The 25,939-nt window shown below is 58.3% G+C and carries 24 protein-coding genes and 1 riboswitch; all 24 genes read right to left on the bottom strand.

All coding sequences use genetic code 11. The features are described 5' to 3' along the window. A partial coding sequence (locus O6929_06520; GenBank protein MCZ6480038.1) for a tetratricopeptide repeat protein occupies window positions 1-681 on the bottom strand: 681 nt, incomplete at its 3' end. A gap of 548 nt (window positions 682-1,229) precedes the next feature. Continuing rightward, a complete protein-coding gene (locus O6929_06515) occupies window positions 1,230-2,009 on the bottom strand; it encodes a PIG-L family deacetylase (protein MCZ6480037.1) in 780 nt (259 codons plus the stop codon). 41 nt (window positions 2,010-2,050) lie between these two features. Next, window positions 2,051-2,269: a hypothetical protein gene (locus tag O6929_06510; protein MCZ6480036.1), complete on the bottom strand. Its 219-nt coding sequence runs from the start codon at window positions 2,267-2,269 to the stop codon at window positions 2,051-2,053. Next, complete coding sequence (locus tag O6929_06505) at window positions 2,229-4,094, bottom strand: FAD-dependent thymidylate synthase (protein ID MCZ6480035.1); 1,866 nt, start codon at window positions 4,092-4,094, stop codon at window positions 2,229-2,231. The genes O6929_06510 and O6929_06505 overlap by 41 nt, the downstream gene beginning before the upstream one ends. A gap of 178 nt (window positions 4,095-4,272) precedes the next feature. Next, window positions 4,273-5,061, bottom strand: a complete 789-nt coding sequence (locus O6929_06500) for a hypothetical protein (GenBank protein ID MCZ6480034.1) — start codon at window positions 5,059-5,061, stop codon at window positions 4,273-4,275. 69 nt (window positions 5,062-5,130) lie between these two features. Continuing rightward, a complete protein-coding gene (thiC, locus tag O6929_06495) occupies window positions 5,131-7,002 on the bottom strand; it encodes a phosphomethylpyrimidine synthase ThiC (GenBank protein MCZ6480033.1) in 1,872 nt (623 codons plus the stop codon). Window positions 7,003-7,123: 121 nt separating this feature from the next. After that, window positions 7,124-7,235: riboswitch (TPP riboswitch) on the bottom strand. Window positions 7,236-7,677: 442 nt separating this feature from the next. Continuing rightward, complete coding sequence (locus O6929_06490; GenBank protein MCZ6480032.1) at window positions 7,678-8,907, bottom strand: DEAD/DEAH box helicase; 1,230 nt, start codon at window positions 8,905-8,907, stop codon at window positions 7,678-7,680. A 242-nt stretch (window positions 8,908-9,149) separates the two neighbouring features. Then, on the bottom strand, window positions 9,150-9,965 hold the full coding sequence (locus O6929_06485) for a cobalamin-binding protein (GenBank protein ID MCZ6480031.1): 816 nt from the start codon (window positions 9,963-9,965) through the stop codon (window positions 9,150-9,152). A 72-nt stretch (window positions 9,966-10,037) separates the two neighbouring features. Continuing rightward, window positions 10,038-12,335, bottom strand: a complete 2,298-nt coding sequence (locus O6929_06480) for a radical SAM protein (protein MCZ6480030.1) — start codon at window positions 12,333-12,335, stop codon at window positions 10,038-10,040. A 46-nt stretch (window positions 12,336-12,381) separates the two neighbouring features. Continuing rightward, window positions 12,382-13,458 carry a dehypoxanthine futalosine cyclase gene (mqnC, locus tag O6929_06475; GenBank protein ID MCZ6480029.1) on the bottom strand — a complete coding sequence of 359 codons (1,077 nt, stop codon included), beginning with the start codon at window positions 13,456-13,458 and terminating at the stop codon, window positions 12,382-12,384. A 44-nt stretch (window positions 13,459-13,502) separates the two neighbouring features. Continuing rightward, window positions 13,503-14,618: an aminofutalosine synthase MqnE gene (gene mqnE, locus O6929_06470; protein MCZ6480028.1), complete on the bottom strand. Its 1,116-nt coding sequence runs from the start codon at window positions 14,616-14,618 to the stop codon at window positions 13,503-13,505. A gap of 50 nt (window positions 14,619-14,668) precedes the next feature. Beyond that, window positions 14,669-15,097, bottom strand: a complete 429-nt coding sequence (locus O6929_06465; GenBank protein ID MCZ6480027.1) for a secondary thiamine-phosphate synthase enzyme YjbQ — start codon at window positions 15,095-15,097, stop codon at window positions 14,669-14,671. Between the two features lie 25 nt (window positions 15,098-15,122). Continuing rightward, a complete protein-coding gene (locus O6929_06460) occupies window positions 15,123-15,608 on the bottom strand; it encodes a hypothetical protein (GenBank protein MCZ6480026.1) in 486 nt (161 codons plus the stop codon). Between the two features lie 92 nt (window positions 15,609-15,700). Then, complete coding sequence (locus tag O6929_06455) at window positions 15,701-16,519, bottom strand: alpha/beta hydrolase (protein MCZ6480025.1); 819 nt, start codon at window positions 16,517-16,519, stop codon at window positions 15,701-15,703. Between the two features lie 229 nt (window positions 16,520-16,748). Next, a complete protein-coding gene (locus O6929_06450; GenBank protein MCZ6480024.1) occupies window positions 16,749-17,057 on the bottom strand; it encodes an AzlD domain-containing protein in 309 nt (102 codons plus the stop codon). Further along, entirely contained in the window at window positions 17,039-17,743 is a 705-nt protein-coding gene (locus O6929_06445; GenBank protein ID MCZ6480023.1) for an AzlC family ABC transporter permease, read from the bottom strand. Before O6929_06445 ends, O6929_06450 begins: the two co-directional genes overlap by 19 nt. Before the next feature lie 20 nt (window positions 17,744-17,763). Then, entirely contained in the window at window positions 17,764-18,306 is a 543-nt protein-coding gene (locus O6929_06440) for a hypothetical protein (protein ID MCZ6480022.1), read from the bottom strand. 159 nt (window positions 18,307-18,465) lie between these two features. Beyond that, window positions 18,466-18,783 (bottom strand): tetratricopeptide repeat protein, encoded by a 318-nt coding sequence (locus O6929_06435; protein ID MCZ6480021.1) that lies wholly within the window; start codon window positions 18,781-18,783, stop codon window positions 18,466-18,468. A 12-nt stretch (window positions 18,784-18,795) separates the two neighbouring features. Then, complete coding sequence (gene lipB, locus O6929_06430) at window positions 18,796-19,479, bottom strand: lipoyl(octanoyl) transferase LipB (GenBank protein ID MCZ6480020.1); 684 nt, start codon at window positions 19,477-19,479, stop codon at window positions 18,796-18,798. 226 nt (window positions 19,480-19,705) lie between these two features. Continuing rightward, a complete protein-coding gene (gene lpdA / locus O6929_06425) occupies window positions 19,706-21,100 on the bottom strand; it encodes a dihydrolipoyl dehydrogenase (GenBank protein ID MCZ6480019.1) in 1,395 nt (464 codons plus the stop codon). A gap of 50 nt (window positions 21,101-21,150) precedes the next feature. Beyond that, window positions 21,151-22,386: a dihydrolipoamide acetyltransferase family protein gene (locus O6929_06420; GenBank protein ID MCZ6480018.1), complete on the bottom strand. Its 1,236-nt coding sequence runs from the start codon at window positions 22,384-22,386 to the stop codon at window positions 21,151-21,153. Window positions 22,387-22,631: 245 nt separating this feature from the next. Next, on the bottom strand, window positions 22,632-23,618 hold the full coding sequence (locus O6929_06415) for a pyruvate dehydrogenase complex E1 component subunit beta (protein ID MCZ6480017.1): 987 nt from the start codon (window positions 23,616-23,618) through the stop codon (window positions 22,632-22,634). Window positions 23,619-23,635: 17 nt separating this feature from the next. Further along, the gene (pdhA, locus tag O6929_06410; protein MCZ6480016.1) at window positions 23,636-24,634 is read right to left on the bottom strand and encodes a pyruvate dehydrogenase (acetyl-transferring) E1 component subunit alpha; all 999 of its coding nucleotides are present in this window, start codon (window positions 24,632-24,634) and stop codon (window positions 23,636-23,638) included. 87 nt (window positions 24,635-24,721) lie between these two features. Next, window positions 24,722-25,924 (bottom strand): 2,3-bisphosphoglycerate-independent phosphoglycerate mutase, encoded by a 1,203-nt coding sequence (locus O6929_06405; protein ID MCZ6480015.1) that lies wholly within the window; start codon window positions 25,922-25,924, stop codon window positions 24,722-24,724. Window positions 25,925-25,939 lie beyond the last annotated feature (15 nt).

Raw genomic sequence — 25,939 nt, 5'->3', positions numbered from 1 at the left:
CAGGGATTGCGCCACCTCGGGATGGACTGGCCCCAGGACCTTTTCCCGTATTGCCAGCGCCCGTTTGTGCAGGGGCTCGGCCTCGGTGTACTTACCCTGGGCGTAATACACTTCCGCCAGATTGTTCAGGGATTGCGCCACAGCGGGATGATCTGGCCCCAGAGTCTTTTCCCGTATGGCCAGCGCCCACTTGAGAAGCGGCTCGGTTTCCGCATATTTGCCCTGGGCATGATACAGCACCGCCAGATTGTTCAGCGAGGCTGCCACGTGGGGATGGGTTGGCCCGAGGGCCTTTTCCCATATGACCAGCGCCCGCTTGTGTAACGGCTCGGCCTCGGCATACTTACCCTGAGCTCCGTACAGTTCCGCCAGATTGTTCAGGGTGGTGGCCACAGCAGGGTGATCTTTGCCTAGGGCGTTTTCCTCTATGGCGAGGGCGCGCTTGAATAAGGGCTCAGCGGCGGCATACTTGCCCTGGGCTCGGTACAGTTCCGCCAGATTGTTCAGGGAGGTGGCCGCCTTGGGATGGTTAGGACCAAATGTGTCCTCTGCAACTTTCAACGCTTCTTGGGCTACCTTGGCCGCTTCTGCATACCGCCCTTGTTGATAGAGGGTGCCAGCCCTGGCATTTAGCTCCTCCCACAATGCTTCCTGGGCATGAGCAGTTAAAAGCGTGGCCACCAGGAGGAAACAACTAAAAAGCAAAACGCCCCCTTGGGCTGTGCTCCGCCCGAGAAGGCGTCTGAGTCTGTGTTGCACCAACGACTGTGCCAGAGGTGGGCCGAGGCCTATGGTTACCCCGGTTTCACTGGACTGCCTTTGGGGAGCCTATCCCCCATGCGACCACGTGGAGGGTCGTCAATGATCCGCTTCTATCACGAATAACCCTATGACAATGGCAAAGGGGACGCAATGACGGGTGGCAGCTATTCGTATGATCTAGGTCATTTCAGAAGATGGGAAGGTAGGCCCAGAACACATATACAACTGAGCGGTTCTTTATTCACAACCCGTTGTTTACAGGTGTCCCAAAAACCTGCCGCGGAAACACCATAATAAGGAGCCAGGAACCGGGGCTTTATACGACTAAAATGTGTGTCCCAGAACCAGGTGGTTTTGGGAAGGGCCGTGTATACTTCCGGCAACCAGCACCTTCTCTGTCAACAGAATCGCCAGGCCCCGCTGGGGCACGTAGCGCTGGCCCCCGTTTCGGTCCGCCCCTCTCTCCTCTACTCGAGAACGCGGACAGACCGGTCAGAACTGTCCTGCCTGAAAAATTCGAGTTCGAATACTTCTGCATACGTAGTCATCTGTAAATTCTCTTGTGCACTTGTGCGGTTAACCCTTAAAACGCGTTCATCCAGGCCATGGTTTCTCGTATTTAAGTTCCGCTGCTGCTGGGATTCGTGGAACCGCAACAACTGGCCCTTCCACTCTGCATCTTTTTCTCCAAATACCGTATAGACATCGTGGCGCATGCTGATGGTCTTCGGATCTCTGTTTAAGAATGCTGTAATCGAATAGCCCGCCCCTGAAGCGATTCTTCGGAAGATAGAATACGTCCTGTGATGGTCAATATTTGTATCGTTGCCGTGAGGAAGAAAAACGACATCCGGCCGCATTTGTAGAAAATGATCCCGAACACGATCAACATTCACCTCGTTCTCAATGATATCGCCCATATGATCTTCCTCAAGCCTCAGAAAGCTCAGGTGTGATTCTGGCAATCCAAAAAATGTACAGCTTTCCCTTTGTTCACTTTCCCTTATTTCACCTTTTGCTTTTCTAGTAGGAGCAGAGCAAAACCCATCCTCCACTCCACTGGCCCCAGAACTCAGGACGGCCACATATATGAGGTTCCCATTATCCTTGAAAAACCGCATTGTGATCCCTATTTCATCAAAATCATCTGGGTGAGGGGCCAGAACCAACGTGACTAGCTCCTTGGGGACTTGGATTGAATGAAGAAAAACGGGCATCCCAGCTGCAAATAAGTCTTTCATGTCCATACGTAACCCCTCCGCCGTCCCTTCAATCGGAGCAAGAGAGTTTACACTGCGAGCTTGAGGAGTTGGCGGAGGCGCGCTTCAGTGCCCGTCAAATCGTTGGCGCGGGCCGCCTCGGTCATGGCGCGAAGCCGAGGGTAGTTATTCCGTTGCTCTTCCAAAAGATCCCGAGCGAAGGAGCCGTCGCGGATCTCATGGATGATCTGTCGGAACTCAGCGAATCTAGACCTTGCTATGCTCGGGTTGCCACTGGAAGGTGCCATCGGGGAGGGGGATCTCTTTGAAGTCGCCAAACAGGTGTGGTGCCTCTTTTTTCATGATCTCGGCCACCTTTCCGAATACCAGGCGGATCTCCACCTCGGCCCCCGGCTCGGTCCGGGCCTCGATGACCCACCGGAGTGTCCTGGCGTTGGCCGACCAGATGATCGTGGTCGCTAACCCGTCGGGGGCGACACGACGCATGGCTGAGGTGAGGACCTTCTTTTCGTGGAATGGTCGCCCTTCGATCGCCAGGACGTCCGCCATTCGCTGCTGAGCCTCCTCACTCTTCCGGACGGCCTCTTCGAAGAGTGCCAGCGCCTCAGGATTCTCACGGATGTCGGGTGGCAGCCACATCCCGATCTCTGTCAGGCGCACGAAGCGGAGGCTCTCTTGACTGATCGCGGTCCCGGCCCGATGCCTCACAAGTTCGTGGGTGTTCCCGGACACTACCGGCTTCCCATTTCGACGCACAAACAGAAGCCCGTTTGGCACCTTCACGCAATGAATCGTTCCGCTGTAGTAGACGATTCTGTCATGGCGTTTACCGCCGTGGTTGACGAGCGGATGAGTACGTCTCTTGACCAAAGAGACGATATAGCAGGGACGCAGGTTCTTGAACACTTGGCCACTTTTCATCCGGCGTTCCAAACCAGTTCGGTCATCCAAGCGGATGTTAGCTGACCATCCCGCTTTAATGGCAAGCACCTGGATATCATCGGCCATGTCAGGAGACGTGGTGTAGATGACCCAGTGATGGGCATCCTTGCGTTTGCTCCCATCACCCTCAACTAGGGCTTCGAGGAGAATGCGAATCAGTTTAGGGCCCCATGAATGCACGAGGCCGGGCACTCGTTTGTAATGAGCACCAACGCTGCACGAAACAAGAAAATCACGCAAAGCAGTATGCTGGGTTCGCACATTCCCAGGCCCAGTTGCTGGAATGTAGGCCGGTAAGCCCATAGCCCGGATGTTCTCGGCCATCGCTTCAAGTGCCGGACCTCTATTTTGGGCCAGAACGATCTGGTGCCCGTTGATACTGCCTTCGGCCAACCAATGCCCAAGGAATCGAGCAAAAGGCTCGGCAGGGAACTCTGCTCCGGGATAGTAACGTGTTGCTGTACGATCCCGGTCGTGTCGCTGGTATGTCCGATAGGTGCCAGGTACACGAATGACGCCTCCATCCTGGCCCTCCCACCGCGCCGTCTTCTGGTACTGGACCCTTTTGCCCATAATCCCTGATGCTAGCTCGATTCGGTAGGGCTGCTCCCCGCGCTTTGCCGCCTGCGTGTCAAACTTTCTGACCCACATCCGATGCTGTGGCGTTACAAGTAGATCAACCTGTTCGGAGCATATCCTGTACATAGGCCCATCGTATTTAGACCCGAAGTGTTCCTCAGCCCGTTGGTACTCCAACCTGTCAGTATCGGGGTTGAGCGTAGCGAAGAGCTCGGTTCCATCCACCTTGGGCCAGGGTTTCCATCCCTCGGAGGTTAACACCTCGGTATCCGCGTCATAACAGAACACGCGACTGACATTGAAGAAAGCAAAGCTCCAGCTAGCATGCTCCAGGACGCTGCCGTGCTTGACGCTCAGAATGTTTTCGAGGTAGGCCTTGCTCCCCTCCCGGACCTTGGTGACATTGGGATTGAGACCCGGCTCAAAGGACCGATAACAGGACCGTCCGGCGATTTCGATGAGCTTCTCAGCTCCCGAGGGGGCATCGGTGTCCCAGCCAGAGGCACCCACCGCTTGCAGATACGCGGTAAGCCCTTCATCATTGATCGCCGGCCGGGCCAGGAGAAAGATCTGCGGTTCTACCTGCTTCATAACACCCTCCACTCGGGGCTATTCTGATGACCGGAAGCTCCACCCGTCAAGGGAAATCCACCCAATCCGGCTGGGACGCTAGAATGCTGGCACGCTGGAATGCTTTCAAGTTTGAAGAGCTCTACGACGTTCTCCTTTTGAGCCTGCTAGCCTGCTAGCGTCCTAGCGTTCTAGCGCCCTAGAAAGGCAATGATGCGGAAACGAGCAGGTAGCGGCCCAGAAATTCACCGAGAAAGACGGTAATGACGGCGACGTAATAGAAGCCGGTGGCCGCCTGCACATTGGGAAGACGCAGGCAATTTAAAATCACCAGCGCGACCACTAACGAGGCGCCAATCCCGACGAACATCCGGCTCACGAGGAGGACCCAGTGCTCTCCCAAAAGTCGCACCCACTCCCCGCTCCCAGGACCAAATCCGTAGACCAGGAGGGTGAAGATAGCCGGAAGTGCACCCTGAAGCAGGATAACCATACAGAAGACATCGGAAACGCGCTTGATAAGCCGGACGGGCAGGTGAGGCTCGTTCAAGTACCGATGCCCCAAGAGCAGCCCGATCAGCGCCATCCCGAGGATGAGGGCCGAGGTGAGGGCATTCGTCGTTCCCATGATGACGCCCAACGACCCAGCCGCGGGGATGGGATAGCGCAAAACATCGAAGACCAACAGGACCAAGCCTGCCAGGATGGCCAGCCGATGAAGGACTCCTGCTCCAGGACTTCTCGGGAAAAACCAGGTCAGTGTAAAGGCCAGCAACAGGGCGGCAAAAAGGACGCTTAACCACAGCACGACGCCCCCTTGCCCCATTGAACGCCACAGGGCAAGACCCTCAATCGCAAGGAGAATCAGACCACAGATCCGATAAAATTGGCGGCTGATGGCCTCAGACGGGATTAAGAGCAGGGCCACCATGCCGCCAACCGCGACCTGGTGCAGGAAAGAGACGAAGGCCTGTCCCAGTTGGTCCATCGTCCTCAACGATCAATAAGCAGGCGTACGGAATGTGCCAGACCGCGCGGAAGCAATCGGCGAAATCTATCACGCTTTCTGGTAAATTTCCCCGCCACTTTTCACAAACTCCGCCGCCTTTTCCTGCATCCCTTTCTCCAGGGCCTCGGACTCGGACACGCCCTGGCTGGCTGCGTAATCCCGCACCTCCTGGGTAATCTTCATGGAGCAAAACTGGGGACCGCACATGGAGCAGAAGTGTGCGACCTTCGCGGAATCCTTGGGCAATGTCTCGTCGTGGAGTTCGCGTGCCCTGTCCGGGTCCAGCCCGAGGTTGAACTGGTCGACCCACCGGAATTCGAAACGCGCCTTGGAGAGGGCGTTATCGCGAAGTTGCGTGCCGGGATGACCTTTGGCCAGGTCCGCTGCGTGCGCAGCGATCTTGTACGTGATGATGCCGTCCTTCACATCATCTTTGTCCGGCAGCCCCAAATGTTCCTTAGGGGTGACGTAACACAGCATGGCGCAACCATACCAGCCGATCATCGCCGCGCCGATTGCAGAGGTGATATGGTCATAGCCGGGCGCGATGTCAGTGGTGAGCGGCCCCAAGGTATAAAACGGCGCTTCGCCGCATGCTTCCAGCTCTTTGTCCATGTTGATCTTGATGAGGTGCATGGGAATGTGACCCGGCCCTTCGATCATGGTCTGCACGTCGTGTTGCCACGCGATCTTGGTCAGCTCGCCCAGAGTATCCAATTCGGCGAACTGGGCTTTGTCGTTGGCGTCGTAGATCGAGCCGGGGCGCAGGCCGTCGCCCAGCGAGAAGCTGACATCGTAGGCCTTCATGATCTCGCAGATTTCCTCGAAGTGGGTGTACAGAAAGCTCTCCTTGTGATGTGCCAGACACCACTTTGCCATGATCGACCCGCCACGCGACACGATGCCGGTCATCCGCTTTGCGGTGAGCGGGACATGCGCCAACCGTACCCCAGCGTGAACAGTAAAATAATCCACACCCTGCTCGGCCTGCTCTATGAGGGTGTCCCGGAACATCTCCCACGTCAGCTCCTCGGGCTTACCGCCCACTTTTTCCAGCGCCTGGTAGATCGGGACCGTACCGATCGGGGCAGGGCTGTTGCGGATAATCCATTCCCGCGTTTCGTGGATATTCTTGCCGGTGGACAGATCCATCACGGTATCCGCACCCCAGCGCGTCGCCCAGGTCATCTTTTCGACTTCCTCCTGGATCGACGAGGTAACCGCAGAATTGCCGATATTGGCATTGATCTTAACCAGGAAGTTTCGGCCGATGATCATCGGCTCGCTCTCGGGATGATTGATGTTGGCCAGGATAATCGCCCGGCCCCGGGCCACCTCTGAGCGCACAAATTCCGGCGTGATGACAGGGGGAATACTGGCGCCAAAACTTTCGCCCTGGTGCTGGCCGATCAATATTTCTGACAGATTTTCACGCCGCTGGTTTTCACGTATGGCGATAAATTCCATCTCAGGGGTCACTATGCCGCACCGCGCATAGTGCATTTGTGACACGTTCATGCCGGGTTTGGCACGGCGCGGCTTGCGCTCGAGATGAAAGCGCAGCTCCGTCAGCCTGGGATCGGTCAGGCGCTTGTGGCCGTATTCCGAGCTGGGGCCGGGAAGCTCTTCGGTATCGTTGCGCTCGATAATCCACCGGTCGCGCAGAGGGGGCAGACCGCACCGAACGTCAATCTTGACGGAGGGGTCCGTATACGGTCCGGATGTGTCGTACACATAAATAGGCGGGTTCTTTTCAGGTCCAAAACTGGCGGGGGTATCAGACTGGGTGATTTCCCGCATCGGCACCCGGATATCGGGCCTCGAGCCCTCTACATACACCTTCGTCGAGTTCGGCAAAGGCTTGATCGCCGCCTGGTCAACTTCAGCAGTCAGGTTGAGAAACTCTGGATTCGCACTCATGTCAGACTCCTCATCTCCTCGGTAATGACTTCCCCGAGAGCGTGATGCATTTGGTTTCCGTGCACATGGACATTGCTACGACAAAAAGAAAAGCGCCAGGTTCATTTACCCGCGCTTTGGCTGTCTTTCTCAGACACCTCCCTCCGCTGGCATTATCCAGATCAGGTTCGACGGTCGTCCCGGGACTAACGGGACCTCTCAGCTCGCTTCCGCGAGCTCCCGTGGTCCTCCCCATTGTTGTTTTCTCCCTATCACGCCCTCCTGGTTTTGTCAACTATCCCGCACGCTTTCCGAATCCCCGATCTTTCGAAAACCGGCTTTTCCAATGCCTTTCTGCTGCCCGCCACAGATGCGAAGGTAGACCTCGCCCCCGGCGGTGAGCAGCATGCCCGCAGAGAACTTACGTCCCGGGATCGGGAAGGCGTATGCCTATAGCACCCCACACCTCGATAGAGGCCGTGGTAGACGCAAAGCCCCTCGGGGATTTCCAGGACCGGACACATGCGTGGACCTCCGTGGAGAAGCACAGAAGGCGCAGATCCAAGAGGAATTTGCTTCGTCAGGCACATACGCTCCGGACAAATTGCAAACGGCATGCCGAGGCCTCTCTCTGGATAAAAGGAAGTCATCACATGTCCAGGAAAGAAGGAGTCAGGTCAGATGAGATGGAAAGGATCAAGGAAAAGAACGGCGGGTTGTTCTGCGATGGCCGGGCCGCTTGGCCGCAGGTGGCCGGGACGGAGGGGCGGTCTTGAGAAAGAGTTCATCTTCAGGCCACTCCACTGGGATCTTGTAACCGACCAGGGCCTCGATAGCGGGCAGGGCAAGGACATACTTTTCGTCGGCCAAGGTGATGGCTTTCCCCGAGGCCCCTGCTCTGGCAGTCCGACCTATCCGATGGACATAGTCTTCGGGATCCTGTGGCACATCGTAGTTGACCACATGAGTCACCCCTTCGATATGGAGACCTCGGGAGGCAACATCTGTCGCCACCAGAATCGGGAGTTCCCCTCTTTTGAAGGTTTCGATCACTTTGAGTCGTATTCTCTGATCGATATCGCCGGTGATGGCCCGGCTTTGGTAGCCGTAGAGGGTAAGTCGGTCGGCGAGCCCCTGGGCACCCCGCTTCGTGTTGGTGAAGATCAGAATCCGTTCTCCCCGCTCCCGCTTCAATAGCCCCAGAAGAAGGGGAAGCTTCTCCTCTCGAGACACATGGTACAGAACCTCTTCCACCTGCGCGACGGTTAGCTGTTCTGGCGTGGCGGAGACTTTGACAGGATTGTTCATGAACTCGTAGGCCAGTTCCATCTCCCGATAGCCTAATGTAGCCGAGAAGAGGAAAGATTGGCGGAGGTGGTAAGGCGGAAGGCGCCGCATGATGTACCGGATATCCCTGATGAACCCCATGTCGAACATTCGATCCGCCTCGTCGATCACTACCACCTCGATAGCCTTGAGGCTGTACACGCGCTGTCTCGAATAATCGATGAGACGCCCGGGCGTTCCCACCACAATGTCCACCTTCTGGCGCAGGGCCTCCCGCTGCCTGTGGTAGTCGATCCCCCCATAGACAGCGAGGATATTCAGGCGGGTGAACTGTCCCAGAAGCCGGGCGTCCTCATAGATCTGCACCGTGAGCTCCCTGGTAGGGGCGACGACAATGGCCCTGGGGAGAGCTGGTGCGGTGACCCGATCACTTCGAAGGAGACGAGTGAAGCAGGCAATGAGGAAGGCCGCCGTCTTCCCGGTCCCTGTCTGGGCATGCCCGGCTACATCTTTCCCCTCGAGGATCAGGGGCAGGGTCAGCTCCTGAATTTGGGTGCAATGGGTGAATCCGGCCGCCTCGATACCTCTCAGCACCGGTTTGGGAAGGTTGAGAGTCTGAAATGCGACCGGTTTGCCCATCACCTGTTTCTTTTCCGTTCACACCTTGGCTTGTTTGAGGGCATCAACCTAGCCCGCATTATTCACGGACGGAGTGTCTTCGTCAATAATGCGCCTGCAGGTGCGGGCTCGGCCGCACCGGCAGGTTTCGACTGGCCGCTCCCACGGCCTGCTCAAGGCTAGCCCTGAGCGACGCCCCGCAAACGCGGGGCGGAGTCGAAGCCCGGAGGGCAGATTATTCACTTCCATGTGAATAATCCGGGCTAGGAAAGCAGGAATGGCCAAAGTGCATGAAGGCTCTCTCCGATTCTGGGACCGTACCAGGAGAGGAGCTTGCCGTCAATGAAGTGAACGCGACCGGTCATGAGCGCTGGGATGACGTCTTCAAACGGTTTGAAATCTTCCAGATGCCTGGGGAGGAAACGATACGGCTCGTCGGGAAGGAGGATGACTTCCGGCTTGAGATCTGCAACTTCCGCTAACGAGATTTGAGGGTAACGCTCGCTCTTGCCGGCGAAAATATTTTCCCCCCCGCAGGTCCGGAGCACGTCATGGATATACGTATCTCGATTGATGGACATGTACGGCCTGCGCCAGATGGGGCAGAAGATCCGCACCGGTCCTTGTCTCGTGGCCTCGGCGGAGATTCCCCGATACACCTCCTCAAGGGATCGAGCGATCGCCCCTGCCTCCTCCTCGGTCCGGGTCACACGACCAAGGTCCAGAATCATCGCGACTCCCTGCTCCACTGTCCGAGGATAGGTCGTGTAGACGGCAATCCCCATCGCCGCCAAGGCGTCAACATCTTCGCGACGGTTCTCCTCCACATTGGCTACGATCAGGTCAGGCCGGAGGGATTGAATCGTTTTGAGGTCTGGATCCTTCTGCCCACCGACCTTGGGCTTTTGAGCGACACCGGCCGACGGCTCAGTACAGTAGCGGGTCACGCCCACCAGACGTTCGCCAAGGCCCAGGACGAAAAGGGTCTCAGTGATGCTAGGGACGAGGGAGATGATTCGGGAAGGGAAAACGGGAAGGCACACGCGCCTCCCCGCTGCATCCACGACGTCAATCGACATAAGCCGACCCCCCTTCTACGCACCATGGTCCCCACGGGGGGCTGCGACGGACGCGGAAGGGATGGGGAACTTTTATTGGTAATTGAAGAACATGGTCATGGCTCTCCGGGCAAAGGATGCTGTCAGGAAAAGATCCCTGAAAAATGCAACCGCGAGCCGCAAGGGACGGATATTCCAGAATCGCCAGCTACGGACCTGCTCCCACGTTCTGACCCACAATCTGTGCAGGTCCTGCCGAGAATAGATGACCCTGTTACTCAGGGGATCGAACCTGATGTACCGGAGGTCGAACTTTGACGGAAGCCCCTCTCTGAAGCTCGAGTAAGCCTCTCGCCATTCTTGAATCTTCAGACCATTCCAGGCCTCTTTGTGAAGGTCGCCCAGCTGGTCGAGCCACCTCCTGGTGGTCCCATCTTCCGCCACAAGACGTCCACGAATCTTCTGGATCCTGGTCTGGATACCTCCCCATTTGTGCAGGAACGCATCCAGATCTTTGCGACTGATCAGTATCTTCGAGGCAAGGTCATCAAATGGATCGAGCAACGCCCTCGCCCTGGCCGGGAGGGTCGTCTTGGCATTATTATACGCCTGTTGCCACTCCGCAATCTTCAAGGTCTGCCAAATCTCACCTTGAATATGCTGAATCTCCTCGGAAAATCGCTTTTCCGCCTCACTCCTCGGACGGGTCTGGAGCCAAACTTCCTCCAACTCCTTGAGATAGCGGGCCCAGGAGACAAAGAGACGTGTGACCTCCTTCGTCCGCTTCCAGAGATGGACCGGTAACGAATCGATGGAGAACCCGGGTCTCCGGGATCGCCGGTCCTTCAGACGGAAAAATCCGGCAATCATCGGGTGTTCCTTCTCGATCAGGGCCGCATTCTTGTACCAAATGAGGTTCACGAACAGGTTCCAGTAGACGCCGGGGTTGTGGCTCCACCGTGACAGGATCTTGATGAGATTTTCCTTGCTGAAAAACGTTTTCCATGCGTTCTCGTACACCTCGGTCCATTCCTCAGCAGTCATATGGGGATGGTGGACCGTCGGATGAAACGAATCCCGCTTGTTGAAATCAGGATCCATCCATTCCCCTCGCTTTTTCATCTCCAAGTGATCGTGAGAGCCCGGCAACGGCGTCAGCATAAAGAACGACGCCATATCCACATGAATCTCGTCCATGAGATATTGGACATCACGGGGGACCTGTTCCTTGGTATCGAAGGGAAGGCCGATGATATACCCGGCGTGAACATATACACCCGCCTCGTGCCACTCGCGGATGATGCTCGCATACTCTTCGGTCTTGTTCTGCGGCTTCCCGCCGGCTTTGAGATTTTCCGGATTCACGCTTTCCATGCCGATGAACACCTGACTACAGCCGGCCTCGGCGGCCAGGCGCACAAAGTCCTTCGGCTTGCGCGCCAGGTCCACCTGCATCGCGAACGAGAAAGGAATGCCTTCCTGCCGAATTCGGATGAGTACCTCGAAGGTCTCACGCCACAGCTTCTTCCGGGCAAAATTGTCGTCCGTGAAGAAGTAAAAATCGACCCCGTGTTCCCGATGGTTGCGCCGCACGAGCTCGGCGATCTCCTCAGAACTCCGCTCCCGCATCGTCCGGCCCTGCACATTGATAATGGTGCAAAAGGTACACGCAAAGGGACAGCCGCGGGAGGTGTCCACGGTCCCGAAAGTAGGTCGCGCGAAGTGCTGCATCGTTTTGGGACTCATGACCGGGTGGGGGGCCTTCTCGATATCTACGAGACTCTTGAGGTCCTGGGCAAAGGAGTACAGAGGCTTGGCTTGCCCATTGACGACATCGGCCAGAATGCCCTCCCATTTCCCCTCGATCTCGCCGGACACGACAACGATTCCCTCGCGTATGAGCTCCTGGATGTCCGGCTCCTGCGGGCCGAGCATGTTGACCGTCCCACTGGTATGGAAGCCGCCCATGATCACATCAATCCCATGAGCGCGGAACTGCTTCCCCAGGTCGAGCGCCCTCGGAAACTGGTTCGTCTGCACGCCGACCAGACACACGATCAACTTCGTGGCAGGGCGGCGGCCCCATTGAACGATTTTCTTGACAGGGACTTTTTCCGTCGTCTCATCAAAGGTATCTACCGCAAATTCGATGTCGCCGAAGAGCCCACGCCTTTTGACATCCTCGGTCAAGCCGTTCAAGACACTGAGGGTGTTGCTCGGCAACACCCCTTTCCAAAACCGGATCACATACCCATCATCGTCATACTTCGACGGCTTGATCAGAACGACGTGCACGGTTCGGTACTGTTTGGTCTGGGGCAAAAGATCAATATACTCCGAGCTCTGAAGCTCGGGGGAAGCGTCAATGACAGGCAGCGGTGCAGGGCCCACGTGGTACCTCCTTTTTCGTGCCGAACTCCCGAATGGTTCGGATGAATTATCCCAGGATCTCGTATCGTGTATTCCGGACGCGGGGGACATACCCGGCGTCCCTGATCACCCGTTCGATCTCCTCCCGAGAGGCCATGAATTTTGCCCCACCGGCGGAGACCACCCGCTCCTCGAAGATCGTGCTCCCCAGGTCGCTGATCCCGTAGTGGAGCGCGATCTGGGCCACCTTGGGCCCCTGGGTCAGCCAAGAAGCCTGGATATTGTCAAAGTTATCCAGCATCAGCCGAGCCACCGCCATGGTCCGGAGGTAGTCAAACGCCGAAGCCCTCTTCCCGTTTAATGTGGTCCCCTCGGGCTGGAAGTTCCAGGCCACGAAGGCGGTGAACCCGCGTGTCTCGTCTTGCAGGGACCGGAGCCGGAGGAAATGCTCCACCCGCTGCTCCGCCGTCTCGACCGACCCAAACATCATCGTGGCGCTCGACGGGATCCCGACCTGATGGGCCGTCAGCATGCAGTCGAGCCATTCCTGCACCGTGTCCTTCAAAGGGGAAATGACCTGCCGCACTTCTTCCACCAGGATCTCTGCCCCCCCTCCGGGGATCGACCCAAGGCCGGCCGCCTTCAATCGCAGGAGGGTCTCCCTGAGCGAAAGCTGAGAGATCTTGGCCAGGTAGATCAGCTCGGCCGGTGAGAGGCCGTGGATGTCGACCGGAAAACGCTCCTTGATAGCCTGAAAAGTGTCCTCATAGTAGTCGATCTTGAGCGCCGGGTTCAAGCCTCCCTGAAAGAGAACCTCGGTGCCGCCGTGATCGACGAGTTCCTGGATCTTCTCGAAGATCTCCTCTCGGGAGAGGACGTAGCCCTCGTGGTGACCGGGCAGGCGGTAAAAAGCGCAGAACGAGCACTTTACCCAGCAGATGTTGGTATAGTTGACGATCCGGCCAATGACATAGGTCACCTCCCGGTCCGGACGCTTCCTTCGCCGCACCGTATCGGCCAGGAAGGCTAAAGCCGGGAGGTTGGTTACCCCAAAGAGGGTCAGGCCGTCCTCAGTCGTGAGCCGCTCTCCAGCCAGGACCTTCGTCTCAACCTCTTTGAATCGTTCTGCTCCGTTCCCCGACATGCAATTTCCTCGCCCGGACCCCTCAGCACCTCGCTGAAGGCTGCCTACGCGGCTACCATCACGTTATAGAGTGCATCGCGCTCCACCGGCACCCGTCCCGCTTCGTTGACCAGATGGAGGAGCTCCTGATGGTTCAAAACCTGGTGATCGGACGTGGTTCCCAGGGCATGGGTAATCTCGTAGTGATTCACCGTCCCGTCGAGGTCATCCGCCCCGTACCAGAGGGCCAGCTGGGCAACCTGGGGCGTGATCATGATCCAGAAGGCCTTGATGTGAGGAAAGTTATCCAGGAGCAGACGAGCGATCGCAATTTCCCGGAGATTCTGTTGCCCTGTGGTCAGCGGGATATGCTCGAGCTCAGTCCGGGCGGGGTCGAAGGCCAAGGGGACAAAGCATTGAAACCCTTTGGTCTCATCTTGCAGCTCCCGGATGTGGAGGAGATGCTTGACCTTTTCCTCCACCGTCTCAATATGACCGTAAAGCAACGTTGCGTTCGACTTGAGCCCCGCGCGGTGGACCTCCCGGGACACCTCAAACCACCCTTCGTTATCCAGTTTGGCTCGGAAGAGCTCCTCATGGACCCGCTCGCTGAAGACCTCAGCTCCGCCTCCCGGACAGCAGGTCAGTCCCGCATCCTTGAGATCTTCGAGGACGTCCGCCAGAGGTTTTTTCGCAACTCGGGCGATCTGGGCCAGCTCAATCATCGTAAAGGCCTTGATCTGGGCATCAGGACGGGCCATCCGGACCGCCCTCAGAATGTCCAGGTAATATTCATACGGAAGCTTGGGGTTGATTCCCGCCACCATGTGGATCTCCCGGATCGCCTGATGGCGGTACTCATCCAAACGGGCGATGATATTGTCCGCAGTCAGCACGTAGCCCCTGGGGTCCCCTGGCTTGGCGTAGAAGGAGCAAAATTTGCAGAGCTTATTACAAATGTTGGTGTAATTGATATGGAGGTTCCGGACATAGTAAGTGGCACAGCCGTTCATGCGTTCCCGGACGTGGTTGGCCAAGGCTCCCACGGCGGTGAGGTCTGGTGTCTGATAGAGCCGCAGGCCATCCTCGTAAGAAAGGCGCTCCCCTTTCAGGATCTTTCCGTACAGGTCCGTCAGGCCGGCCCGAGCAACTAGTACTTCCACCTCGACCTCGCGATTCATGGTTCACCGCTCAGGGATCGTGAACCATGAACGGTGCACTGTGAACGATCTTACTCGCCAAGAACCTGGAACTGAACGCTCCGCTCTTGCGGGCCATCCAGTTCCGCAAAGATGATACTCTGCCAACGACCGAGGACCACATCTCCAGCGCGAACCGGAAGGGTCAGGGTTCGGGCCAGCAACATCGATCGCAGGTGTGAACCGGCGTTACCCCGGGTACAGTCGGAATACCGGGGATCGTTATGTCGGTAGTCGCCGTTCTCCTCGACGAGGTGGGCGAGGATGTTTTTCATATCCTCGATGAGGGCGGACTGAAACTCATTAATGAACAGGGCGGCAGTCGTGTGCAAGGTGTTCAAGAGCAACACACCCTCACGAATCGGGTGCTTGATCAGACAGTCCCGGACCATCTGGGTAATGTCTAACAACTGCATCGGCTCCTTGGTCTCGACCGGGATCGTCTCAAAGGCAATTCTCATGCAATCTTCCTCCACGTTGTTGGCATCATCCTGCGTGACTCATTCTCACTCCAAGATAGACGATGACGGCCCCCAACGTTGCAGCGACCAGATACCACCGTTGCAACGGCTTGACAAGTTGCATTCCCTTGGCGGCACCCTCCGCGTCGGGCTGCTCGTCTGCTCCGGGAAGCGCCCGGAGCAGCCTCGGACCAAGCGCAAAGAATGTAAAGCAACTCACCATGACCAGGATGAACACGAAGAGAAGCTTGAGGGCCAGCACCTCAAAAAGCCTGGGGACGTACTCAGGTCCCAGCGTTTCCTTGACCGGTGTCAGCGCGATTGCTCCTGTCAGGATCGCGAGGCCCAAGCTTGCGAGGCTCACAGGATGAAAGATCCGAATCACCCCTGCCAAAAAGTGTAGCCCCTCCGCATCGAGCCCTCGCCGTTTGAGTGCCGGGATCAGGACTGCCCCCAGGAACACAGTCCCACCCAAGTAGGCCACGACTGCCACGGTATGCAGAAATGCCATGAGCACGCCAGGCCCGCCAGTCTACGTTCAATCAGCACTGTGAAAGCCTAACCCCGCAATATAGAGGGTTTCACCCCTGGCGTCAATAAGCTTTACAGGGGGGGTGTCTCTTTGATGAACGCTCGCATCAGACGGGCAACTTCCTCTGGCTGGTCCTCAGGGAGGAAATGCCCTGCGTCCTTCACAACCACCAGCCGGGCCGACGGCAACTGATCAGCGAGGCGCTGCCCGATCATGACCCCCTGGAAGTCATCGGCCTTCCCCCAGAGAATGAGCACCGGAACAGTCAGGCGTTCGATCTCGGCAGCGCGGATGAGGATGTCCCGGTTATTGAGAGCGCGAGCACAGTGAAGATAGGCCTCTCTTCCCTGCAAACCAACAAAGTGACTGGCATATTCCCCGACCAGGGCGTCCGTCACCCGCTCCTTGTGGAAAATCCCCTTAAAGAGCACCTCCTTGAAGCCGGTGCGCAGATCGAGTGTCTTGGGATCCCAGGCCGGGTCCTTAAGCTGCTCGATCTCGTGAAGCGGCCATGAATCGTATGCCACCGTACCCACCAAGATGAGGCGTCTCACCAGCTCAGGTCGATCCAGGGCGAGGAGCTGGGCTACTCCACCGCCGATATCATTGCCCACGACCGTAGCATGTGTCAGTCCGACTCTCATCATGAACTCTGCGACGTACCCGGTCTGGGCCGGGATCGAGAGATCCGCCTTTACCGGTTTGTCAGAATCTCCGTATCCCAGCAAGTCAATCGCATACACGGTAAAGTCCGTGGCGAGCAAGGGAATCACGTTCCGCCAGAGATACGTGGACGTGGGGATGCCGTGAATCAGGACGATTGGTTCACCCTCCCCCTGCTGGACATAGGCGATGGCACCCTTCCTGATGTCTACTCGCGTTTTCTCCACAACCCCCCTCTAGAACTAGAAAGCCATAGCAAGGCCCATTCCAACAAGACGAATGTCTCCTCACTCATAAAAGACATTTGAATTCAATTAGATACGAGATCGTAACCAGGGGTATCTTACACCCTTGTCTTTTTTTTGCAACTCTGCCAGTTCCATCTGTTGAAAGAAAACCACAGGGGTCGGTCAGTCCGCTTGCCAGGTCTTCCACAGGGTCCGAGGACGACGGCCCTCACAATCCTATCCGCGACAAGACCAATACGGCCACGATCCCGGCCCCCATCCCCATCACAGCGTTCTTCGAACGAACCGCGACGAGGACCGTCAGAGCCAGAGCCAGACTCCGAAAGCTCAACGTGACAGGGGCTGGAGCCCCCTTGGCGAGCCCATACCACACGAAACTCGCGATGATCGAGTAGGAGAGGAATTGAAACCATCGAATCATGCGGGGATGGAAGCGCGGGACCAGCAGGAAGGGAAAGATCCGGATCAGATATGTCGCCAGCCCCATCCCCAGAATGATTACGACCTGCTCTCCCACCATATCTCCACCCCGATGGCCCCCGTGGCCACGATGACCGCATTGAGAATGAGCCCCCATCCCGGCACCAGCCTTTCAACCACCGGTGTGGTCAGAAAGGCTACCCCGACCAGCAGGATTGATTGCCGCTCCTTGAGCTCTGCGGCTAACAGCGCGCTCAGGTAGGCGGGAAAGACGAACTGGATACCCTCCTGAAATCCCCCTGGGATTCGAACTCCAAAGAGGTATCCCACCGCGGTTCCCAGTACGTAGCAGGTGTAACTGGGGATCGCTACTCCCAGAAAGTACAGGAACTTATCCTGCTCCGATTTCTTCTGAAAACCGAGAAAGGAGACGGTAAAGGTACTGACACTGATGAGATGTGCCGCCGGCATCAATGCCGCCTTTCGAACGCGGCCGAAATGTGGTGCAAGGGTAAAGCTCATAATGGCAAAGCGAAGGTTGATGACGAAGGTACTCAGAAGGATCTGCACGGCCTGGCCCCCAAGGGGAATGAGCTCGAGGGCAGGGAACTGCGCTGGAGCAGCAAAGACGATCGCTGACATGAGCACGCCCTCGCCTAGGGAGAGACCCGCGGTATGGGCCGCGATCCCGAGGGCCATCGTGATGCCAAAAAACCCGAAACAGACCGGGACCGCCGCGCGGGCTCCTTCCCGGAAGCTGGCAAACTTCTCACGCGTCTGCACTGATTTTGTTCTCTTTTCTCCTACTGCTTTGGATTGGCCGTACGGTAGTCCTTGACGAACTGATCCATCCTATCCCACACACTTGGGAGAATGCGGAGCAAGCTCTGTGCCCCCACGAGACCAACTGCCCCTGTACCCCACGTTGTTCCACGCCCCACTAACTTGGAATCACGAAGGAGGACCACGTCTTGGACCAAGTTCAGTTCAATGCCGAAGGCGTAGATGTAACCCGCCACATCCTTGTGCGTAGTCACCTTGAGGACCAGATGTGGGATACCGGGGGTGCTCATGACTTCTACTCGGTTGACGACGCGGATATCAGCCCGTCGGAGCTGCAGTTCAATATCCGTTTTCAGACCTGCCCTGGTCACATCGCTTTGTCCCGGCGGCATAACCCCCGTGACGTCGACAAACACGCCCGAGAGCCCGGCGAGACTTTCACGGGTAAAGCGCTCGGGCTTCCGTTCCGTCGCCACAATCTGCTCGACTCCCCTTGCCATATCAACGAGGCTCAGGCTCACCAGGACGGCGAGTATCACTATGATGCACTGCTTGGGTTTCATAACTTCCCCTCCACGTCTTCCGCGGCGATCCCTTCCCCGGCTTGGGATATCACCATAGTATTCGGGCGGCATGAACGAATTGTGAGCGAAAGGCAAGACCAGTGGAGCCGCTTCACCTTAGGGCAAAGCGGCCGGAATGGCAAGCGTGTTAGAGGGGGATTACGAGCCGCGCTGTAGCGCTATCGCCTCCGCCATCTCTGCCTCGGCCTCGGGGATCATCCCCTTCTTCCGAAAAAAGACGGAGAGGCTGGTGTGGTAGAGAGGTTCCTTGGGATTCAATGCGATCGCTCTGTTGATATTGGCGATGGCGTCATCAATCATTCCCTTTTGATCGTAGGTCTGGGCCAATGCCAGATACCCATCCGCAAAGTTCGCGTCGACCCCCACGGCCTTCTTGAAGGCAGCAAGCGCCTCGTCACTCTCCTTCTTGGCAAAGTGGCTAAGCCCCTGACTATAGAACTGATCCCGTGTACTCATCTTTCCCTTTCCTCACGGCAAGGACAAGGCTACCTCAGAACGAGCCTTCCACCTAGGGACACAGTCGAAGACCCGCCCGAACTCACGGGTAACAGACTCGGCCACCGCTTGAATCGGCACCCCCTGTCCGAGGAGGGCTGTCATGGACGTCATGCGAACTCCGGTAAGGCCGCAAGGAACGATCAGATCGAAGAGGCTGAGATCGGTGCTCACGTTCAAGGCAAAACCATGCCGGCTCACCCACCGGCTCACGTGCACACCCATGGATGCAATCTTGGACTCCTGAACCCAGACCCCGGTCTGCTTGGGGCTTCGCTCGGCCCGAATATCATACGTCTCCAAGGTCCGGATTAACATTTCTTCCAAATGGCGCATAAAGAGGTGGAGGTCTTTTCCATGACGGGTGAGGTCGACAACAGGGTATCCGACCAGCTGCCCTGGACCGTGGAAGGTAACATCGCCCCCCCGTTCGATCTCCCAAACCTCAACCCCCCGCGCCTTCAAAATCTGCTCGTCACTGAGGAGATGCTCGCGCTTCGCGCCTCGACCGAGGGTGATCACCGACGGATGTTCGACGAGCAAGAGGCAGTCCTCCACCTCGCCTCGTATCCTCGCCGTGGCGCGCTCTCGCTGAAGCTTGAGCGCCTCCCCGTAGTCTACCCGTCCGAGCCAGTACACCTCGAACTCTCGTATCACCTCTTGTTCTTCCATCGCCCACTGAGCTGAGGGAGGGGTCCCTCGGCGAAGTTAGGCTGCAACTGGCTTGCGTGAAGCCGGCCTGTTGTACAGGCCGGCACATCTACTTACAACACAAGAGGCTGCGCGGAACGAAAATCGTCCGCCCCACCAACCCAGAGAATTTGCAGCCCACTGAGCCAAGGATTTCTGCCGAAGCCCCTCCCGAAGCCATATTACCCATATCTCACATGTGGATGACACGGCCCAGCGCGGCCAAACACGCCTCCGCCACTGTCTCCGAGAGAGTCGGATGGGCATGGACCGAGTTGTGCAGATCTTCGAGTGTCGCCTCCAGCGTGCGGGCCATCGTTGCCTCGGCGATCATCTCCGTCGCCTCCGGACCGATGATGTGAAGTCCCAGGATCTCTCCATACTCCGCATCCGCCACGACCTTGACAAAGCCCTCGGTGTCTCCCAGCGCCACCGCCTTCCCGCTGGCCTGGAAAGAGAAGCGACCCACCTTGACCAGCCGGCCCGTCTCCTTGGCCGGCTCCTCGGTCAGACCAACGCTGGCTACCTGGGGAGAGCAGTAAATGCAGTTCGGGATCTTCGAGCGATCCGGCCGTTTGGTTTTGATACCAGCCATGGTCTCCACTGCGGCAATTCCCTCGGCCATCGCTTTGTGGGCGAGCAGGGGCCCACCGACCACATCGCCAATCGCATAGATTCCTGGAACCGAGGATTCGCACTGGTCGTTGACCTCAATAAACCCGCCCGGGCCCCGCTTCAGCCCCAACCCTTCAAGTCCCACCGATTCGACATTGGGTACCCGGCCGATCGCGACCAACGCAACATCTCCAGCAACTTCTTTCTGCTTCCCCTCTCTTGACAGCTGAAGGTGGACCTGCTCTCCCTTGACCGCTACTCCCTCCACCGTGGTATTGGTCCAAATCTTCATCCCGCGCTTCGCAAAAATCTTCTCCAGCAGGCTGGATACCTCAGCGTCCTCTGCCGGTACCAGGCGAGGCAACATCTCGATGACTGTCACCTCGGAGCCATAGGTTCCATAGATGTCGGCAAACTCCACCCCGACTGCCCCCGCGCCAATGATCAGGAGTGATCGTGGAACCTGAGGCAGGCTCAAGGCCTCGGTGCTCGTGATCACCCGCTTTCCATCCACAGCAACCCCGGGGATCTCTCGAGGGCGGGACCCGGTGGCCAGCAGGACTCGTTCTGCCTGTAGCGCAGTCTCTGTACCATCCTTGGTGACCAGGATCTGACCTTTGCCAGCGAGCCTCGCCTCTCCGAGCACCACTGTCACCTTGTTCTTCTTCATGAGATACTCGACACCCTTGGAAAGCTTCCAGGCTGCCCGCTCGCTTCGCTTTACCGCGACCGAGAAGTCCACCCGCAGATTGTCAAAGCTGAAGCCGAACTCTTCGGCTCGGCGAAGCAAGGAGAGTATCTCGGCGTTCCGGAGGAGTGCCTTCGTGGAAATGCAACCCCAGTTGAGACAGACCCCTCCCAACCTGTCGCGCTCCACCATGGCAACCCTCATCCCCAACTGGGCACCCCGGATGGCACCGACATAGCCGCCGGGACCGCTCCCGATTACCACGAGGTCATACCGCTCCCCCATGACGTCCCCTTTCATTGAGGCGGACTTGAGATGCCTCTGGAAGTATGATCTTAAGTGACCAGGTGGAGGGGTTGCTCGAGATAGACCTTGAAGCGCTGGAGGAATCGCGCAGCCGTCACTCCATCGAGGACGCGGTGGTCCGCGGAGAGGGTCACCCGCATCCGCTCGGCTGCCTTCACCTCACCATCCACTACCACCGGTCGAGGGATGACCGAGCCCACGGCCAGAATTGCCGCTTCGGGCGGATTAATGATAGCGACAAACTCCTCCACGTCGAACATGCCCAGATTGCTGATGGTGAAAGTGCCAGGGCTGAAATCATCCGGCCGCAGCCGCCCCGTCCGGGCCCGCTCCACCAATTCCTTCGCCTCCTGGGCGATCTGGCTGAGGGGTTTTTTGTCGCAATCGGGAATGACCGGTGTCACCAATCCCTGCTCCAACGCAACCGCGATGCCGATATTAATACGCTGGTAGACACGGAGTTTCCCCTCGGCAAAGGAGGCGTTCGCCTCCGGAAAGTCCTGAAGGGTCTTGCCCACCCCCTTCACCAACATGTCGGTAACCGAGATGCGCGCTCCCTCCCCGATGAGTGCGTTTAAACCCTTCCGAAGTTTCAAGGCCTCGGTCATGTTAATATCCGACGTAAGATAGAAGTGAGGAGCAACGCGCTTGCTTTCGGCCATCCGGCGGGCCATGGTCTGCCGGATGCGGGAAAGATCGCGATCCTCGTACGGAATGTCATGAGGTGCTGCGGCCGGTGCAGCCACCACGGGGGTCGGCGCTGGTCTGGGAGCTTCCACAGGCCCTTTCGCGAGAAAGGTCTCGACGTCGTCTTTGACAATCCGGCCACCCGGTCCGGTCCCGCGGATCAGGTTGAGGTTTACCCCTTGCCCGCGTGCAATGCGTCGGGCAACGGGTGACGCGGCAATCCGGGGAGCCTCATCTCCTGTGACAGCGACGGCGGCCGTCGGTGTCGGTGCCCCTGTGGCCACCGGAGCCGCCTTCTCCGCGGGAGCCGCCTTTGCCTCCAGCCCCGGGATCGGCTCGTCCCGGTCCGCGATGACGGCGATGACGTGCCCGACTGGGACCGTTTGTCCCTCAGGGACCAGGATCTTTCGCAGGACACCAGTGGTGTAGGCCTCCACCTCCACCGTCACCTTGGTGGTGTCGACTTCGGCGATAACCTCCCCGCGCGTGACCTCATCCCCCTCGTCCTTCCGCCAACGGACGATGGTCCCCTCGGTCATGTCGTAGCCCATTTTTGGCATCACGACTTCGTTTACCAACACTCCCCCCCTTTTCCCTCTGACCATACCGGGGGTCGGAAGACCTGTTGTCTAGCCCGCATTATTCACGAACGGAGTGTCTTCGTGAATAATGCGCCTGCTGGTGCGGGCTCCGCCGCACCGGCAGGTTTCGACTGGCCGCTCCCACGGCCTGCTCAAGGCTAGCCCTGAGCGACGCCCCGCAAACGCGGGGCGGAGTCGAAGCCCGGAGGGTGGTTTATTCACCTCTAAGTGAATAATCCGGGCTAGACACCGGTCCGGACAAAGAGCTGCTTGACCGCCTCCACTACCCGCCCAGCATCCGGGATCGCCGCCTGTTCCAAATTCTTGGCGTAAGGCAACGGGACCTCCACACCGGCCACGCGATGGATGGGTGCATCCAGGTAATCGAAAGCTTCCTCTTGAATCCGGCTCGCAATCTCTGCACCGATCCCGTAGGTGCGCCAGGTCTCTTCAACGGTGACGGCTCGGTTGGTCTTCCTGACGGAGGTCAGCACCGTCTCCATGTCGAGCGGCCGCAGCGTCTTGAGGTCGACCACCTCGGCTTCGATCCCCTCCTGACTGAGGCGATCCGCCGCCTCGAGTGCCACCAACGCCATCCTGGAGTAAGCCACGAGGGTGATATCTTTCCCCTCTCGCTTTACCTCGGCCTGGCCCAGGGGAATCAGATACTCCCCCTCCGGGACCTCTCCCCGAACTCGATAGAGGAGGGCGTGCTCGATGAAGAGGACCGGATTGTTATCCCGGATAGCGCTCTTCAACAACCCCTTGGCATCGGCAGGCGTCGCCGGGGTGACCACCTTCAGACCCGGAACATGGGCGAACAGGACCTCAAGGCTCTGTGAATGGGTCGAGGCGAGCTGGGCACCCCCACCCCCCGTCATCCGAAACACGACGGGGACCGACATCTGCCCCCCAAACATGTGCAGGACCTTCGCGGCATGATTGATGATCGCATCAGAGGCGAGAAGCGCAAAATTAATCGTCATCAGCTCGGCCACAGGACGAAGCCCCCCCATGGCTGCTCCGACCGCGGCGCCGCCAATCCCCCCTTCGGCGATGGGGGTATCCATCACTCGCTTGTCCCCGAAATCGTTGACAAGGCCTGAAGTGACCCCATAGGCTCCACCATACGCCACCACGTCCTCGCCAAAGATCAGGACGCGCTCGTCCCGAGTCATCTCCTCGCGGAGGGCGTGATTCAGCGCTTCCCGATAGGTGATTATCGGCATCCTACATCCTCCCCGCCTCAGGGATCGGCATAAATGTCTTTGTACAGATCGGTGAGCGGTGGGTCCGGACTCTCTTCGGCAAACCGGACCGCCTCGACGACCAGCTCATCGGTTTCCCGCTCGATCTGCTCCATTTCCTGCGGGCTCAATAGGCCTTCCTTCTCGAGCCGCTGTCGAAAGATCACGATGGGATCCCGCTGCTTCCACTCCTCCACCTCGGCCTTGTCCCGGTACAGGATCGGGTCGGCCATGGAGTGACCCCGGAAGCGGTAGGTCAGGACCTCGAGGAAAAAGGGGCCGTCCCCCCGTCGCGCATGCTCGACCGCTTTGGTTGTGGCCTCGCGCACGGCCAGGACATCCATCCCGTCCACCCGCTGGGCAGGGATGCCGTGGGGCGCGGCCTTTCGGGACATCTCCAGTGTTGCTGAGGCCCGATGAACAGCGGTTCCCATGCCATAGAGATTGTTCTCGCACAGAAAGACGACCGGGACCTTCCACAGCTTCGCCATGTTCAAGGCTTCATGAAAGTACCCGTTGTTCGTCGCGCCGTCGCCAAAGACACAGAGGACCACCTGCTGCTTCCCCAGATAGTTACTTGCCAGACCCAGCCCTACCGCAAGCGGCAAATGACCGGCCACGATGGCCCATCCCCCCAGCATCCCTAGGGAGACGTCAAAGAAGTGCATCGAACCGCCGTGACCTTTGACGATACCGGTGGCCTTGCCCAACAGCTCGGCCATGCACCGATTCAGATCCAGCCCTCTGGCAATCGCATAGCCGTGATCCCGATAATGCGTGATGAGCAAATCGTGCTCTGCTAACGTGGAGATGGCCCCGACGGCTGATGCCTCCTGGCCATTGTACAGGTGCAGAAAGCCGGCAATCTTGCCGCGCGCGTAAAGCTCCCCGGACTTATCCTCGAACTTTCGGATCAAGAGCATCTGATGGAGAAAGTTCAGGAGGGTCTTTTTATCGAGGCCAGGTCCTGCAATCTTTGCTACCGTACTTGCTTCCATCGACCCCCTCCATGGACCACTGCTCACCCCGTCCGCAAAACCCTGCAGGCCCCATGCCAACCGTGGAGCGTTCTTCCCTTCCCTCCCTCAGGCCCCAAACTTGGTCAGGCGCTCCGCATGGGCTAACGCCAAGGGGAGAATCTGCTTTCCGAAAAGACGTCCCAGACCTCCCTGGAGACATCCCCGCTCTGAAAACTCCTGCACTCCATCCGGCCGGCACCATCGGGACGCGAGCAGCAGGGGAACCGGATGCCAGCTGTGGGACTTCAGGGCTGCCGGGGTGGAGTGGTCTCCGCTGACCACCACCACATCCGGCCTGAGCCCCACAAGCGTTGGAATCTCACGGTCTACATCTTCAATAACCGCCACCTTGCCTGCAAAATTCCCATCCTCCCCGGCGCTGTCGGTCCCCTTGACGTGCAGGTAGAAGAAATCGTACACCTGCCAGTGCTGCCGCAGGACCTCAAACTCTTCTTTCACCGTTGGTCCAGTCGCTAACGCTTCCATCCCGGCCAGCTTTCCCAGCCCCCGGTACATGGGATAGACCGCGATGGCCGCAGCCCGCAGCTGATACAGCTCTTGAAAGGTGCACAGGTTGGGATGCTTGGCAAAGCCCCGAAGGAGAATCATGTTGGCGGGGTGCTTCTCCTTCAGCAGAACCTGTGCCTGTTTGATGAAGGCATTAACGATTCCTGCGGTCCGCTCCGCCTCGGGGACCCTCGCCTCGACCTTCAGTGGGGCCTCCTTAAGCCGCTGCGGGTCCGACTCGGTCAACTGATCCGAGAGCCCCTGCTCCCGGAACAGGACCACAAACCGGTGCTCCTTGACCGGGCGGACGACCACCTCGGCGCCTTCGACCCTGATGCTGTCCAGCACGGCTGAGAGCTCGGTGCAGAGCTCGGTGGTGAGCCGCCCGGCCCGGCGATCGGTGACCCGTCCCGTCTCGTCGATGGTGCAGAAGTTGCCCCGGGCGGCGACGTCATTCGGGGAGAGCTCAAGGTCAATTCCCAGGGCCTCGAGCACCCCCCGGCCGATCAGGTATTTCACCGGGTCGTAGCCGAAAAGAGCCAGGTGACCCGGGCCACTGCCGGGCGTGATCCCGACGCCGACCGGGTCCACGAGCCCTGTTACGCCCCCCGCAGCGAGCGCATCCAGGTTGGGAGTCCGCGCCGCCTCGAGGGCTGTGGGACCTCCCGGTTCCCCGGGCAACCCACCCAGACCATCCAGAACGAGGAGAACGATCTTGGTCTCTGCCTTAACTGCCAGATTCTTCAGCGTCTCGAGATCCATGTCTTGTCTTTCAAG

Source organism: Candidatus Methylomirabilota bacterium (assembly GCA_027293415.1).
Taxonomy (GTDB): Bacteria; Methylomirabilota; Methylomirabilia; order Methylomirabilales; family CSP1-5; genus CSP1-5.
Note: the sequence above shows the minus strand (reverse complement) of the source record. Positions and strands in the feature narration are given on the sequence as shown.